Raw genomic sequence first — 13,950 nt, 5'->3', positions numbered from 1 at the left:
TATGCGTATGAATCCCGGCAAAGCAATTCAGAATAAAATTAACGGCGTAAAGCAAAATTTTGCAGACTACAAGAAGCTGGACAGCAGAGACAAGAAGACCTATTGGAAAGAATTTTTACTTAACAATGCCTTATACATCCTGCTGATCGTAGCAATTATTTACACTTACATCCAGAACTCCAATTTCCTGTCGGCGGCTTCCATTGTCAACATCATCAGCCTGTCCGCGGCGAACCTTCCCATTGCCTGTGGTATTGCAGGATGTATCGTATTGACAGGTACCGACTTGTCCGCAGGACGTGTGGTAGGACTGACCGCATGTATCACGGCATCCCTGATGCAGTCCGTGACTTATGCCACCAAGATGTTCCCGAACCTTCCGGTACTTCCGATTCCTCTGGTGATCCTGATCGTACTGTTGGTCGGCGGTATCGTGGGATGGGTCAACGGTTTCTTCGTAGCGAAATTCCAGTTGCATCCCTTCATCGTAACTCTGGCTACCCAGTTGATCGTATACGGCTTACTGTTAATGTACATCATGATCAACGGCAATAACGGTCAGCCTCTGTCCGGTCTGGATCAGCACTTCAACGATGTGGTAAAGGGAAGCGTGATCTCCTTCAATGCCGGCGGCGCGAGAATCGCCATTCCCAACTATGTATGGCTGGCAGCTTTGATCGTTGTTATCATGTGGTTCATCTGGAACAAGACCACCTTCGGTAAGAACATGTTTGCAGTAGGTTCCAATCCCGAAGCAGCAAAGGTATCCGGTGTTAACGTAATGAAAACCACCATTTTAGTACATACACTGGCAGGTGCCATGTACGGTCTGACCGGTTTCATCGAGTCTTCCCGTATCGGTTCCAACACAGCAAATACCGGATTGAACTACGAGTGTGATGCCATTGCAGCTTGCGTTATCGGCGGTGTCTCTTTCGTAGGTGGTACCGGTAAGATCAGTGGTGTCGTACTTGGTGTATTTCTCTTAAGAATCATCTTCGTAGCACTGAACTTCCTGTCCATCAACATGAACATGCAGTATGTGATCAAAGGACTCATCATTCTGGTTGCCTGCGCGATCGATATGAGAAAGTACCTGGTAAGAAAGTAATGATATAAGACTCACCCATAGAAAACATCCGTGACTGCTTGCAGGTAAAGGATGTTTTCTATGTTGGGAGTAAAACAATATGAGTATGAAGGACGACAGTCCGAAATACGAATATTGGTTGCAATTTCGAGAGTGCGCAGCACATAGAAATTGCTTATGATAGATTAGGAAAAGGAAAAATTATGAATCAGGAACAAGTGACAACAGAGAATACAGAAGAAAAGGCAGCAGAAGTCACCACGCAGTCGGAAACGACGCAGCAGCCGGAGGAAGCAATCCGTCCGAAAGGAAAATGGTTCGGCCGCGGCATTTACGGAAGCAAGGATGTTCCCATCCGCATTCTGGACGGCCTGATCGGTGTCCTGATCGTGGTGATCGTGGGAATGATTATTTTCTTCGCGGTACGCGGTGGATTCAACATTGTGTACGATACGGACGGCGGAAGTGAAGTGGCAGCCCGGAAGGTACGCTACGGTGAATTCCTTACAGAGCCCGAGACACCTTATAAGCCCGGCTACACCTTTGACGGGTGGTATACGGAAAAAGAAGGAGAGACAGTGCTGTGGTATTTCCAGTCGGAGAAAGTCACCGGCGATATGACTCTGACCGCTCACTGGGTTCCCGCACAGTTCACCGTGAAATTCGACTATGACGGCGGCACCGGTGCCGACGGTTCCACCGTGGAATCCAAACAGGTGACCTTCGGCGAGACCTACGGTGAACTTCCTACCCCGGTAAAAGAGGGCAGTACCTTCGGCGGATGGGAGTACAGCGGCCAGATTATTACCGCAGACACCGTCGTCCAGATGACCGGGGAGCATGTCCTGACAGCCACCTGGAATTAACTGAAGAGTTAGTGAAATATCCCCGTAGCCCGTATTGGGGCTAAGAACCGCAGACCCGTTTCCACTTCGGACGCAGACCGTAGCGGTACATAAGCGAGGAAAGTACCCTCGCTAAGTACCGACGGCTGCTTAGAGTCTGCTTGTCCTTACCCCAACGCGGGCTACTGTTTTTTCGCAGGCTTTCCAAAACGCAGAATGCCCGCGGCGGATGGAATGTCCTTCCGAAGATGTTTGTCGGGAGGTGGTGATATTTTCTCGAAAAGTGTTGAACATCAGGGTGGAGCGAACAGGACGTTTGCGACAGGCGGACGTTGCCATGGATGGCAACTGGAGCCGTGCCCGTACGGGTTAGAACCGCTACTCACTTTTCGTCAGAAAATTCCCACCGGGAGACCTTACATCGAGGAAGGATGTTCCGTTCGCCGTGGGCATTTGGGATTCTTTGTTAACCCAGTTAAAAACCACCTTCACATACTGCAGGCAGTACACGAAGGTGGTTCTATTTATAAATCTTCTTAAGCTTTCTTATTGATCATGGCACGTTTCCTCATGGTCGGATCCAGAATCTTCTTACGGATACGCAGGTTGGTAGGAGTTACTTCCAACAGTTCGTCGGTATCGATGAAGTCCAGAGCCTGCTCCAGAGACAGGATTTTGGGCGGTGTCAGACGCAGAGCTTCGTCAGCGCTGGAGGAACGGGTGTTGGTCAGCTGCTTCTTCTTGCAGACATTGATCTCGATGTCCTCACTGCGTCCGGTCTGACCGATGACCATACCGGAGTATACCTTTTCACCGGGTCCGATGAAGAGAGTACCACGCTCCTGCGCATTGTACAGACCGTAGGTGATAGCTTCACCGGCTTCAAATGCGATCAGGGAACCCATCTTACGATACTGGATATCTCCCTTGTAAGGGCCGTAGTCGTCGAATACGGTGTTCAGAATACCGTTACCCTTGGTATCGGTCATGAACTCACCGCGGTAACCAATCAGTCCTCTTGCGGGGATGGAGAACTCCAGACGGGTGTAAGTGCCGCCGGAAATGGAACCCATGTTACGAAGTTCACCTTTTCTCTGACCAAGCTTCTCAATAACAGCACCGGCAAATTCATTGGGAACATCGATGTAAGCCAGCTCCATAGGTTCTAACTTTTTACCGTTCTCATCGGTATGATACAGAACCTCTGCCTTACTCACGGCGAATTCGAAACCTTCACGACGCATATTCTCGATCAACACGGACAGATGCAGCTCACCACGGCCGGATACTTTGAAACGGTCAGGAGAATCGGTCTCTTCCACACGCAAGGATACATCGGTATTTAACTCGCGGAACAGTCTGTCACGCAGGTGACGGCTGGTAACGAATTTACCTTCCTGGCCTGCCAGGGGAGAGTCGTTGACCATGAACTGCATGGCGATGGTAGGCTCACTGATCTTCTGGAAAGGAATGGGTACCACATTTTCCGGAGAGCAGATGGTGTCACCGATGTGAAGCTCGCTGATACCAGAGATGGCAACGATGGAACCGATGCCTGCTTCCTTGACTTCTACTTTATTCAGACCGTCGAACTCATACAGCTTGCTGACCTTGGTCTTAATGATCTTGTCGGGGTTGTGGTGGTTACAGATGACCACATCCTGGTTTACACGGATGGTACCGTTGTCTACTTTACCGACACCGATACGTCCTACATATTCATTATAATCAATGGTACTGATCAGTACCTGGGTAGCCGCATCCGGATCTCCTTCGGGAGCGGGGATGTAGTTTAAAATGGTCTCAAACAGAGGTTCCATATCAGTACCCATTTCGTCAGCATCCAGAGAGGCAATACCGGCCTTTGCGGAAGCATATACGAAAGGACAATCCAGCTGAGAATCATCCGCATCCAGCTCTAAGAACAGTTCCAGTACCTCGTCTACGACCTCATCGGGTCTTGCTTCGGGACGGTCGATCTTATTGATACATACGATAACGGGAAGCTTTAATTCCAGTGCTTTACGAAGCACGAATTTGGTCTGGGGCATGGCACCCTCGAAGGCATCCACCACCAGGATAACACCGTTTACCATTTTCAGGACACGCTCTACCTCGCCGCCGAAGTCCGCATGGCCCGGGGTGTCGATGATGTTGATCTTGGTACCCTTATACATAACGGCAGTGTTCTTGGACAGAATGGTGATACCACGCTCACGCTCGATATCGTTGGAGTCCATGACACGCTCAGCAACTTCCTGATTTTCACGGAATACACCGCTTTGTTTTAACAGCTCATCCACCAGAGTGGTTTTACCGTGGTCTACGTGAGCAATGATTGCAACGTTTCTGACATCTTCTCTTTTTTGTCTCATAAAAATCCTTGCCTTTCTAAAAATGCGTGCAACTGATTCAATCTTTTTTCAAACTGTTTCAGTATAGCACTTATCATTTCCGGACGCAAGAAAAAACCGTGGAAAATCAACGTTTTTGGTGGTTTTCTATATGAAAAAGTATGGAAAAGAAATCCCTTTTGTGCGTAATTTGCCCTTTTGTGCGATGAGTTTTAGTACTCAAACGATGGATTTTAGAGTATAAATAGTAGTGCAATACATAAAGATTGTTGTAGAAGAGTCAGAAGATGTAGAAGGGAGAACAAAAATGACAGATAAGGTTATTGAAAACAATCAGGTAACGGTGATGGGGGAAGTGGTAAGCAATTTTTCCTACAGCCATGAGATCTATGGGGAAGGATTCTACATGGTGGACATCAAATGTACGAGACTGAGCGACAGTTTTGACATTATACCGGTGATGGTCTCAGAAAGATTACTGGACGTGACAGCCAGCTATGTCGGAATGCTTTTGTGTGTGAACGGACAGTTTCGTTCCTACAATCGTCATGAGGAGCGCAAGAACAGACTGGTGTTGTCTGTGTTTGCCAGAGAAGTGAAATTTATTGAAGAAATGGAAGAAAGTTCGAAGACGAACCAGATTTATCTGGATGGATATATATGTAAGGAACCGGTGTATCGTAAGACACCGTTGGGAAGAGAAATAGCGGATCTGCTGCTGGCGGTAAACCGTCCGTACGGAAAATCCGATTATATTCCCTGTATCTGTTGGGGACGTAACGCCCGTTATGCGGAGCATTTCAAGGTAGGAGAGCGCTGTGCGATCTGGGGACGGATCCAGAGCCGTGAATATATGAAAAAACTGGATGAAGAGCATGTGGAGAAAAGAGTAGCTTTCGAGGTATCCGTCAGCAAACTGGAACTTCTGGAGGAGGCACAGGTGCAGAAATCCATCGTCTAACGACAAAAGATTGCAAAAAGTGACAATATATGGTATAAAAGAATGCATAGATATTAGTAACTGTGTACAGCTAGGGAGCGTCAGATACGCAGATAGACCATGAGGTGTGGAATGGCAGAAGGATGCATCTATATTTATACCGGCGATGGCAGAGGCAAATCACCGGCAGCGATTGGAAGAGCGGTACAGGCAGCGGTAGAAGGCAAGAGGGTCGTTATTATTCAGTTCCTGAAGGGAAAGGGACTGGGGGATTCCGATTTTTTACGCAGAATGGAGCCGGAGATCAAGCTGTTCCGTTTCGAGAAATCGGACGGTAATTTCGTGGAATTACCGGAGGAAAAGAAGCAGGAGGAGATCCAGAACATCCGTAACGGGATCGGCTTTGCCAAGAAAGTACTGACGACTGGAGAATGCGATCTGCTGATCCTGGACGAAGTGCTGGGACTGGTGGAGAAGGATATTATTACGGAAGATGACCTGAAGGCATTACTGGAATGCAGGGGAGATACGGATGTGATTCTGACGGGAATCACCCTGAACGATGAGATCTGTGTTCTGGCGGATGAAGTGTCCAAGATTGAAACGGTAAAATTCAAGGTCTGGGATTGACAGTCACATGGGTTGATGCTATCATAAAACTATATTTAAGAAGATAGAGGTTGCGTTTTTCAAGAGTATTTTTTCGGAGGTAACAGGTACCGATGAGGGAAGAAGAAAGGGGAACACGCCGAAAGATAAGGTATCCTGTATATGTTATCTTGGGCATACGTTTAAGAAGCGTATGACTGTCATCTCGTGAGCAGATGGGGCGCTATCAAATAAGCTTGGATAATCAGCGCCGGCGCCATTGTGCGCTGGCGTTTTGCAAATGGAGGAAGCATATGGCTATTTTTAAAGGAGCAGGCGTGGCAATCGTCACACCCATGAACGAGGACGGATCTGTCAATTATGAGAAATTCGGTGAACTGATCGAATTCCAGATCGCAAACGGCACAGATGCTATTATCGTATGCGGTACCACAGGTGAGTCATCTACCCTGACCCATGAGGAGCATCTGGATACTATCAAATACTGTGTGGACAAAGTTGCAAAGAGAATCCCCGTAGTGGCAGGTACCGGTTCCAATTGTACCGAGACTGCAGTATATCTGTCTCAGGAAGCGGAGAAATACGGCGTGGACGGCATTCTGCTGGTAAGTCCCTACTATAATAAAGCAACCCAGAAGGGACTGTATCGTCATTTCAAGACCGTTGCGGATTCTGTGAAGGTTCCCGCTATTCTGTATAACGTACCCAGCCGTACCGGCTGCAATATTCTGCCGGAGACCGTAGTGAAGCTGTGTAAGGACGTGGAGAACATCGTAGGTGTCAAGGAAGCCAGCGGCAACATCAGCCAGATCGCTCACCTGGCAGCCATCGGACAGGGCGTTGTGGATATTTATTCCGGTAATGACGACCAGATCGTACCCATTCTGGCCCTGGGCGGAGTCGGAGTTATCTCCGTACTTTCCAATGTAGCACCTACACAGACCCACGAGATCTGCCAGAAGTTCTTTGACGGAGATGTGGCAGGTAGCCGTCAGATGCAGTTAGATGCCATGGATCTGTGTAACGCACTGTTCTGTGAAGTGAACCCGATCCCTGTGAAGACCGCACTGAACATGATGGGAATGGGAGCCGGTGCGTTCCGTATGCCTCTGTGTGAAATGGAAGAGGCCAATGCCAAGAGGCTTGAAAAAGCCCTGAAGGATTATGGTATCCTGTAGGCTGGAAAATAGAGAGCAAGAGTGGAAGAATCCCGCCTGTGAAATTTTTGTCATGGGCGGGATCTTTTTTCAAAAAGTAACGATTCATAGTGCGCTTTTGCAAATGAATATGAGGGCTGCTGGATCGTTATTACAAAAATCATGATAGATGGGAGAAAAGAAAAATGGTAAAAATAATCATGCATGGATGTAACGGTAAAATGGGACAGGTGATCAGCGGACTGATCGCAGCGGACCCCGATATGGAACTGGTGGCGGGAATCGATGCCAGAGACGATGGACACAATCCCTACCCTGTATTCACAGATATTTACAAATGTGATGTGGCTGCAGATGCAATCATTGATTTCTCCGCAGCCGTGGCAGTAGACAAGCTGTTGGATTACTGCGTGGAGAAAAAGCTTCCCTGCGTGCTGTGCACCACTGGTCTGTCCGAGGCACAGCTGGCGAAAGTAGACGAAGCAGCAAAAAAGGTGGCCATCTTAAAATCCGCCAATATGTCCTTAGGTATCAACCTGATGTTAAAGCTTTTGAAAGAAGCTGCCGGAGTGCTGGCCAACGCAGGCTTCGATATGGAGATTGTGGAGAAGCACCACAATCTGAAGGTAGACGCTCCCAGCGGCACCGCACTGGCACTGGCGGATTCCATCAACGAGGAATTTAACGGTGAGTATGAATATGTCTATGACCGCAGCAACCGCAGAGAGCAGAGACCGAAGAAAGAAATTGGCATCAGCTCTGTCAGAGGCGGCACCATCGTCGGTGACCATGATGTGATCTTCGCCGGGGCAGACGAAGTTGTAACCTTCTCCCACACCGCCTACTCCAAAGCTGTCTTCGGTAAAGGCGCCGTACAGGCAGCCAAGTTCCTGGCAGGCAAGCCCGCCGGCATGTACAACATGTCTGATGTTATCAATGCAGCGATGTAATTACCTGGTAAAGTCATGAACTGACGAAGTGGATGGATGCCATGGCGATGATGTTTGTCGTAGAGTGTTGACATTTTCTTGAAAAGTGTTGAAGAACAGGGTGGAGCAAACACGATGTTTGCGACAGCCGATCCGCACTACGGATGGTGCGTGTAGGCGTGCCCGTGTTAAGTAGAACAAATGAATCACTTTTCCTAGAAAATTCACACTCGGAGACCTTACACCGAGGCATGGTATCCGTTCGCTTCGTGAAGTAACGTAGAAAGGTTGAATTTCATGAACGAAATGGAACAGAAGGTTCTAAAGACCCTCTCACACCAATACAAAAATATAGCGGCGGCCTCCACAGAGATCATCAACCTCCAGTCCATCCTGAACCTCCCCAAAGGTACGGAACATTTCCTGACGGATATCCACGGAGAATACGAACAGTTCAACCATGTCCTGAAAAACGGTTCCGGTTCCGTACGCCGCAAGATCGACGAGGAATTCGGCAACACCATCAGCAACAAGGACAAAAAAAGCCTGGCAACCCTGATCTATTATCCAGAGAGCAAACTGGAGATCGTGGAAAGAGAAGAGGACAATCTGGAGGACTGGTACAAAATATCCCTTCATCGTCTGGTACAGGTCATCAAACGTGTCTCTTCCAAATACACCCGCTCCAAAGTCAGAAAGGCATTGCCGAAGGATTTCGCCTATGTCATCGAAGAACTGATCACGGAGAAGGAAGAAATCCAGGACAAAGAGGCATACTATAATGAGATCATCCATACTATCATCCGCATCGGCAGAGCGCCGCAGTTTATTATTGCGTTAAGCCACCTGATCCAGCAGCTGGTCATCGATCATCTGCATATCGTCGGTGATATTTACGACAGAGGTCCCGGCCCTCATATTATTATGGATACTTTGTGCGAATACCATTCCGTGGATGTCCAGTGGGGCAACCATGACATGGTGTGGATGGGCGCGGCGGCCGGAAGTCTGGCCTGTATCGCCAATGTGGTCAGAATGTCTGCCAGATACGGTAATCTCGCCACTCTGGAGGATGGCTACGGCATCAACCTGCTGCCTCTGGCTACATTTGCACTGGAAACTTATGAGAATACCAACTGCGATGCCTTTACCATCAAGTTCAATACCGATTACAATACCAAGGATCTCGGGCTGGACACCAAGATGCATAAAGCAATTGCTATCTTGCAGTTCAAGCTGGAAGGACAGCTGATCATGAGACACCCGGAGTTCCATATGGAAGACCGGATGCTGCTGCATCGGATCGATTTCGAGAAAAAGACGATCTGTGTGGACGGCAAAGAATATCCCATGAAAGACGTGGATTTCCCTACGGTGGATCCTGTACATCCTTACGAACTCACGGAGGAAGAGAGCAAGGTCATGCTGCGCCTGCAGCAGGTGTTCATGCGCTGTGAGAAACTGCAGCGCCATGTAAAATTTCTGTTTTCCAAGGGCGGCATGTACAAGATTTACAACGGCAATCTGTTGTATCACGGCTGTGTCCCCTTGAATCCGGACGGCAGTTTCATGCAGGTGGAGATCTGCGGAAAAGAGTATTGCGGAAAAGCACTGTACGACATTCTGGAATATTACGCCAGAAGAGGTTATTATGCCAAGGAAGCCAAAGAGCGCGCTCTTGGACAGGATATGATCTGGTACATCTGGGCGGGCCCCGGTTCCCCGGTGTTCGGCAAGGCAAAAATGGCTACCTTTGAGCGGTATTTCCTGAAGGATAAGGAGACTCATATAGAAGAGAAAAACAGTTACTATAAGCTGTTGGAAAATGAGGAAGTCATCGGCAGAATCTTAGAGGAATTCGGTCTGGACAAGGCCGATGCCCATATCGTCAATGGTCATGTGCCCGTGGAACAGATCCATGGGGAATCACCCATCAAATGCGGCGGTAAGCTGCTGATCATCGACGGTGGCTTTTCCAAAGCATATCAGAAAAAGACGGGAATTGCGGGATATACGCTGGTATGTAATTCCAGAGGAATGCGTCTGGTAGCCCATGAACCTTTTGAATCTACGGAAGCGGCGATCATCAAGGAATCGGATATTTTCTCGGATTCCGTGGTGGTGGAGAATTTCCCCCGCAGAAAACTGGTGGCCGATACCGATACCGGCAAGGAGATCCAGGAGAATATCTTCTATCTGGAAGAACTCCTGGAGGCTTACCGGGAAGGTACGATCATGGAAGAGGTATAACTTATCTCTGGCCGGCTCCGGTGGTGGCAGTGGTAGAATTGTTGTTACCTGCAGTATCATTACCGTTGCCTACCAGGTCGTTGGTGATATCGGAGACACCGTTTGCGGCATCGTCCACGATATTGCCTACGGTATCACCGGCTTCTCCGATGGCATTGCCTGCATTGTCCAGCATGGAATCATTTTCTCCTACGGTGTTACCGTTGCCGTTCATGTCACCCATAGTGCTGTCGGTAGCGGCAGTTCCGGTCTCTGTGGTCTGCGCCTCTGTGCTCCCCTGAGCAGCAGGAGAGGTGGACGGAGAAGGAGAGGCAGCCATGCTGCCGGAGTTATTGTTGTTCTTGTTGGTGCCACAGGCGGTCGCCATACACAGGTAGACTGTGATGATGCCCAGAACCAGTAATTTTTTCCCGATGTGGGATGTTACGTTATTTGTCTTATTTTTCATAATGTCCTCCATTTCAAGATGCCCGTCAGGGATATTCAGTCCGAACCAAAGGTGGTCGGCTTGAGGGTAGTATGTGCGGATTTTAGAAAATAATTCAAAAAAATAAAAATCATTTGGAAGAAAACGAGGAAAAAGATGGAATTTCGCCCCTGTATTGATATTCATAACGGAAAAGTAAAACAGATTGTCGGTGGGAGCTTAAAAGATCTCGGTGATCGGGCGCAGGAGAACTTTGTCTCAGAACAGGACGCTGCCTTTTATGCAAAACTGTATCAGAAAAACAGTTTAAAAGGCGGACATATTATTTTATTGAATGCCTCGGACAGCCCTTATTATGAGGCAACGAAGGAACAGGCATTGTCGGCCCTGCGTGTATATCCGGGAGGATTGCAGGTCGGAGGAGGCATCACGGCGGAGAATGCGGCAGAGTATCTGGCAGCAGGGGCCTCCCATGTGATCGTGACGTCCTATGTGTTCAGGGAGGGACGGATCGACTATGACAGACTGGACAAACTGGTCCAGTCCATCGGAAAAGAGCACCTTGTGCTGGATGTAAGCTGCAAGCGTGCGGGAGAGCAGTATCTGGTAGTGACTGACCGCTGGCAGAAGCTGACAGAAGAAGCAGTGGATGAGGCACTACTTAAAAAATTATCTGTCTATTGTGATGAATTCCTGATCCATGCCGTGGATGTGGAAGGCAAGGCCCGGGGAATTGAACAGGAACTGGTAAAGTTTATTGGAAATTATACCGGAAATCCAATCACCTATGCGGGTGGTGTTCACTCCATGGAAGATCTGTATTTGTTAAAAAAACTGGGGCAGAACCGGATGAATGTGACCATCGGGAGTGCACTGGATCTCTTCGGCGGCAGCATGAAATGGGAAGATGTACTGACAGTGTGCAGAGAAAAATAGAAAGATCCGCAGGAACTATCATGTGATAGCGCCTGCGGATCTTTCTATTTTTCGTTTATGATTAAAGTTTGGTTACGTTAACAGCCTGAGGTCCCTTTTCTCCATCTACGATATCAAAAGAAACGGCTGCGCCCTCTTCCAGGGTCTTGTAACCGTCCATGTTCAGACCGCTGTAGTGTACGAATACATCCTTGCCGGATTCATCGGAGATGAAACCATAACCCTTCTGATTGTTGAACCACTTAACTGTACCTTTGTTCATAATAGATACCTCCACAAATTCTTTGCTGTCATTTACTTTTTGCAATGTATACAACATTGTCTCAGCAAGTGCATCATAGCACAGCAGGTAGTAAAAGTAAATAGACGATTCTGTAAAATTGCACAAAAATTTATAGGCAATTCCCTTTTAAATACGAATAAATGAAGAAAATCTTGGGAAAATATTACAAAAATGTTAAGAAATGATTGCTGTAAGAGCTTTCCTGTGGTAAAATGGGTTGATATTTAGCGGAGGTGACTCTATGAAAAGACGTAAACATAAGCGAAGATTGAACCATGTGCTGATTCTTACGTCAGACGCAGCAGATGCCAATGTAAAGCAGTTCCGTGTACGTGCATGGATCGTGGAAGTCGTGGTACTTCTGTTGTGTGTATTGGTCGGCGGAGTGATCGGCTATTTTGTCTACGAGGGACAGCTCTGGGAGAACGCCAGTAGACGGAGCCATGAACAGGTTATGGCACTGGAGGAAGAGAACAAGACACTGAGCGAGCAGAACAGTAAGCTGGAAGAGCAGGTGACGGAACAGGCGGAAGAGATACAGATCTTAAGCGACACCGTAAGCCAGAAGGTACAGAGTGAGAGCGAATTATCAGCAACTCTGGAAAAGCAGAGCCTTCCTACGGAATTCCCTCTGACGGGTTCTGCATCCATGGAGGAAGTAAGTGAGGGCGATCCCATGTGCATATTCCATGCATCGGTGGGAACTACGGTTGTGGCGGCGGCCAGCGGTACGGTCATTGCCATAAATGATGACGAGATCTACGGACACAGCGTGTGGGTGGATCATGGCAACGGTTATGTCACCATCTATCGGAATAAAGGAGATACCACAGTGAATGTGGGGGATTCCGTAGTACAGGGAACTACCTTGTTTGTCATCGGCGAAGATAACGCGGATCTGGGATACCAGATGCAGAAAGACGGAAGCTATATTAATCCTATGGATATGCTGGCAATCAGTGGTTGATTGCAGAAAGGTTTGGAAGATACATGTTAGGAAAAAAGAATGCAGATACAAAAATGAGCACACTGATCGGTGCCGGAGCGGAGTTGACCGGAGATTTTACATTGGACGGTTCCGCAAGAATTGACGGTAAGATTGGTGGTAACGTGACGGTGACAGGCAACCTGATCCTGGGAGCCGGAAGCATAGTCACAGGAGATGTACAGGCTGCATCTGTTCTGATCGGCGGGGAAGTGACCGGAAATATCACTGCACCGGAGAAAGCGGAACTGACAGCTTCGGCCAAAGTGCTGGGGGACATTGCCACAAAGGTGATCGTTATTGATGAACATGCCGTATTCCAGGGAAAAATCGATATGAACCAGACAGTTCCTGACAGAAAAGGTAAAGCCAGAACGGCCAAAGCGGTCCGGGCAGGACGCAAGAGTGCCAAGGCAGCCATCGCAGAAGCTCTGAAGGAAGTGGAAGAGGAAGAAAAGAGAGAAAATCAGAAGACTTCACAGACAGCAGAGACGGTGGAGAAGACAGAAACTCCAGCTGCGGAAACAACAGCAGCCAATACAAGCGAAGCATAAGAAGAATAAAAGATAAAATAAAAACAGGAGCGCCGTTTTTGAGTGCTCCTGTTTTTATTCATTAAGTTAAGAATTCTGTTCCGTTTCCTTTTTCTCCATACGTCCAAAGACCAGCTCGTAACCGTCGTTGCCGTAATTCAGAGAACGGTTTACGCGGCTGATGGTGGCGGTGGAAGCTCCGGTCTTCTCGGCAATCTCCAGATATGTCTTGCCGTCCTTCAGCATGGCAGCCACTTCGAACCGTTGGGACAGAGACAACAGTTCGTTGACAGTACACAGATCTTCGAAGAAACTGTAGCATTCCTCACGGGACTGCAGACACAACACCGCATCAAAAAGGGAATCTACAGCGTCCGTTTTGATTTTTTTATTCATTAGCGACACACCTTTCCATAGTTGTAATCAATACAACGCAACTATTAGTATTTTAACATACTAAAGTTGTAAAGTAAAGGAGTGAAACAAAATAGTTATAAAATCTTCATAAATTCAGAGAACAGAGGAAATGTGCAACTGTTGACATGTAGTTTTGAATACTATATAATGAATGCAAAAGAAAACAAGCGCTCGCAGAGCGAGCATTTGTTTTCT

General features: G+C 47.9%; 14 protein-coding genes and 1 riboswitch. Of the genes, 10 read left to right on the top strand and 4 right to left on the bottom strand.

Going from position 1 to position 13,950, the window contains the following annotated elements; all coding sequences use genetic code 11:
- Nucleotides 1-7: 7 nt before the first annotated feature.
- Both ACLTOH_RS04435 and ACLTOH_RS04430 read left to right on the top strand, forming a co-directional pair.
- Entirely contained in the window at nt 8-1,111 is a 1,104-nt protein-coding gene (locus ACLTOH_RS04435; RefSeq protein ID WP_022313676.1) for a galactose/methyl galactoside ABC transporter permease MglC, read from the top strand.
- A 182-nt stretch (nt 1,112-1,293) separates the two neighbouring features.
- A complete protein-coding gene (locus ACLTOH_RS04430) occupies nt 1,294-1,956 on the top strand; it encodes an InlB B-repeat-containing protein (RefSeq protein ID WP_227061507.1) in 663 nt (220 codons plus the stop codon).
- A gap of 515 nt (nt 1,957-2,471) precedes the next feature.
- On the opposite strand, the gene typA is transcribed toward ACLTOH_RS04430, so the two are convergent.
- On the bottom strand, nt 2,472-4,310 hold the full coding sequence (typA, locus tag ACLTOH_RS04425; protein WP_118537173.1) for a translational GTPase TypA: 1,839 nt from the start codon (nt 4,308-4,310) through the stop codon (nt 2,472-2,474).
- A 286-nt stretch (nt 4,311-4,596) separates the two neighbouring features.
- Between typA and ACLTOH_RS04420 the strand changes: the two genes are divergently transcribed.
- From ACLTOH_RS04420 to ACLTOH_RS04400, 5 genes are all read left to right on the top strand, one after another.
- Nucleotides 4,597-5,250 carry a single-stranded DNA-binding protein gene (locus ACLTOH_RS04420; RefSeq protein WP_412223463.1) on the top strand — a complete coding sequence of 218 codons (654 nt, stop codon included), beginning with the start codon at nt 4,597-4,599 and terminating at the stop codon, nt 5,248-5,250.
- Between the two features lie 111 nt (nt 5,251-5,361).
- A complete protein-coding gene (locus tag ACLTOH_RS04415) occupies nt 5,362-5,859 on the top strand; it encodes a cob(I)yrinic acid a,c-diamide adenosyltransferase (RefSeq protein WP_118502776.1) in 498 nt (165 codons plus the stop codon).
- A gap of 36 nt (nt 5,860-5,895) precedes the next feature.
- Nucleotides 5,896-6,072: riboswitch (Lysine riboswitch) on the top strand.
- A 59-nt stretch (nt 6,073-6,131) separates the two neighbouring features.
- Nucleotides 6,132-7,016, top strand: coding sequence for a 4-hydroxy-tetrahydrodipicolinate synthase (dapA, locus tag ACLTOH_RS04410; RefSeq protein ID WP_118537174.1), 885 nt, complete (start codon nt 6,132-6,134; stop codon nt 7,014-7,016).
- A gap of 164 nt (nt 7,017-7,180) precedes the next feature.
- Nucleotides 7,181-7,945, top strand: a complete 765-nt coding sequence (gene dapB, locus ACLTOH_RS04405; protein WP_022313499.1) for a 4-hydroxy-tetrahydrodipicolinate reductase — start codon at nt 7,181-7,183, stop codon at nt 7,943-7,945.
- 276 nt (nt 7,946-8,221) lie between these two features.
- The gene (locus ACLTOH_RS04400; RefSeq protein WP_022313498.1) at nt 8,222-10,174 is read left to right on the top strand and encodes a fructose-bisphosphatase class III; all 1,953 of its coding nucleotides are present in this window, start codon (nt 8,222-8,224) and stop codon (nt 10,172-10,174) included.
- 1 nt (nt 10,175) lies between these two features.
- Here the strand turns inward: ACLTOH_RS04400 and ACLTOH_RS04395 are convergent, their stop codons facing one another.
- Complete coding sequence (locus ACLTOH_RS04395; RefSeq protein ID WP_117464873.1) at nt 10,176-10,622, bottom strand: hypothetical protein; 447 nt, start codon at nt 10,620-10,622, stop codon at nt 10,176-10,178.
- Nucleotides 10,623-10,757: 135 nt separating this feature from the next.
- Between ACLTOH_RS04395 and hisA the strand changes: the two genes are divergently transcribed.
- On the top strand, nt 10,758-11,537 hold the full coding sequence (gene hisA, locus ACLTOH_RS04390) for a phosphoribosylformimino-5-aminoimidazole carboxamide ribotide isomerase (RefSeq protein WP_412223462.1): 780 nt from the start codon (nt 10,758-10,760) through the stop codon (nt 11,535-11,537).
- 61 nt (nt 11,538-11,598) lie between these two features.
- On the opposite strand, the gene ACLTOH_RS04385 is transcribed toward hisA, so the two are convergent.
- A complete protein-coding gene (locus ACLTOH_RS04385) occupies nt 11,599-11,799 on the bottom strand; it encodes a cold-shock protein (protein ID WP_022154906.1) in 201 nt (66 codons plus the stop codon).
- Between the two features lie 262 nt (nt 11,800-12,061).
- Between ACLTOH_RS04385 and ACLTOH_RS04380 the strand changes: the two genes are divergently transcribed.
- Nucleotides 12,062-12,787, top strand: a complete 726-nt coding sequence (locus ACLTOH_RS04380; protein ID WP_227061498.1) for a peptidoglycan DD-metalloendopeptidase family protein — start codon at nt 12,062-12,064, stop codon at nt 12,785-12,787.
- Nucleotides 12,788-12,810: 23 nt separating this feature from the next.
- Nucleotides 12,811-13,359 carry a bactofilin family protein gene (locus ACLTOH_RS04375; protein WP_118502772.1) on the top strand — a complete coding sequence of 183 codons (549 nt, stop codon included), beginning with the start codon at nt 12,811-12,813 and terminating at the stop codon, nt 13,357-13,359.
- 66 nt (nt 13,360-13,425) lie between these two features.
- On the opposite strand, the gene ACLTOH_RS04370 is transcribed toward ACLTOH_RS04375, so the two are convergent.
- Nucleotides 13,426-13,734 (bottom strand): YerC/YecD family TrpR-related protein, encoded by a 309-nt coding sequence (locus tag ACLTOH_RS04370; RefSeq protein WP_022313493.1) that lies wholly within the window; start codon nt 13,732-13,734, stop codon nt 13,426-13,428.
- Nucleotides 13,735-13,950: the final 216 nt, after the last annotated feature.

Origin of the sequence: Waltera sp. (assembly GCF_046969025.1) — a bacterium.
Taxonomy (GTDB): Bacteria; Bacillota; Clostridia; order Lachnospirales; family Lachnospiraceae; genus Acetatifactor; species Acetatifactor acetigignens.
Note: the sequence above shows the minus strand (reverse complement) of the source record. Positions and strands in the feature narration are given on the sequence as shown.

What these genes read in the sequence shown, in the direction of transcription:
- ACLTOH_RS04380 (WP_227061498.1), top strand. Translation starts at nt 12,062, where the DNA reads ATGAAAAGACGTAAACATAAGCGAAGATTGAACCATGTGCTGATTCTT.
- ACLTOH_RS04370 (WP_022313493.1), bottom strand. Translation starts at nt 13,734, where the DNA reads ATGAATAAAAAAATCAAAACGGACGCTGTAGATTCCCTTTTTGATGCG.
- dapA (WP_118537174.1), top strand. Translation starts at nt 6,132, where the DNA reads ATGGCTATTTTTAAAGGAGCAGGCGTGGCAATCGTCACACCCATGAAC.
- ACLTOH_RS04400 (WP_022313498.1), top strand. Translation starts at nt 8,222, where the DNA reads ATGAACGAAATGGAACAGAAGGTTCTAAAGACCCTCTCACACCAATAC.
- ACLTOH_RS04395 (WP_117464873.1), bottom strand. Translation starts at nt 10,622, where the DNA reads ATGAAAAATAAGACAAATAACGTAACATCCCACATCGGGAAAAAATTA.
- ACLTOH_RS04435 (WP_022313676.1), top strand. Translation starts at nt 8, where the DNA reads ATGAATCCCGGCAAAGCAATTCAGAATAAAATTAACGGCGTAAAGCAA.
- ACLTOH_RS04415 (WP_118502776.1), top strand. Translation starts at nt 5,362, where the DNA reads ATGGCAGAAGGATGCATCTATATTTATACCGGCGATGGCAGAGGCAAA.
- hisA (WP_412223462.1), top strand. Translation starts at nt 10,758, where the DNA reads ATGGAATTTCGCCCCTGTATTGATATTCATAACGGAAAAGTAAAACAG.
- ACLTOH_RS04420 (WP_412223463.1), top strand. Translation starts at nt 4,597, where the DNA reads ATGACAGATAAGGTTATTGAAAACAATCAGGTAACGGTGATGGGGGAA.
- dapB (WP_022313499.1), top strand. Translation starts at nt 7,181, where the DNA reads ATGGTAAAAATAATCATGCATGGATGTAACGGTAAAATGGGACAGGTG.
- ACLTOH_RS04385 (WP_022154906.1), bottom strand. Translation starts at nt 11,799, where the DNA reads ATGAACAAAGGTACAGTTAAGTGGTTCAACAATCAGAAGGGTTATGGT.
- ACLTOH_RS04375 (WP_118502772.1), top strand. Translation starts at nt 12,811, where the DNA reads ATGTTAGGAAAAAAGAATGCAGATACAAAAATGAGCACACTGATCGGT.
- typA (WP_118537173.1), bottom strand. Translation starts at nt 4,310, where the DNA reads ATGAGACAAAAAAGAGAAGATGTCAGAAACGTTGCAATCATTGCTCAC.
- ACLTOH_RS04430 (WP_227061507.1), top strand. Translation starts at nt 1,294, where the DNA reads ATGAATCAGGAACAAGTGACAACAGAGAATACAGAAGAAAAGGCAGCA.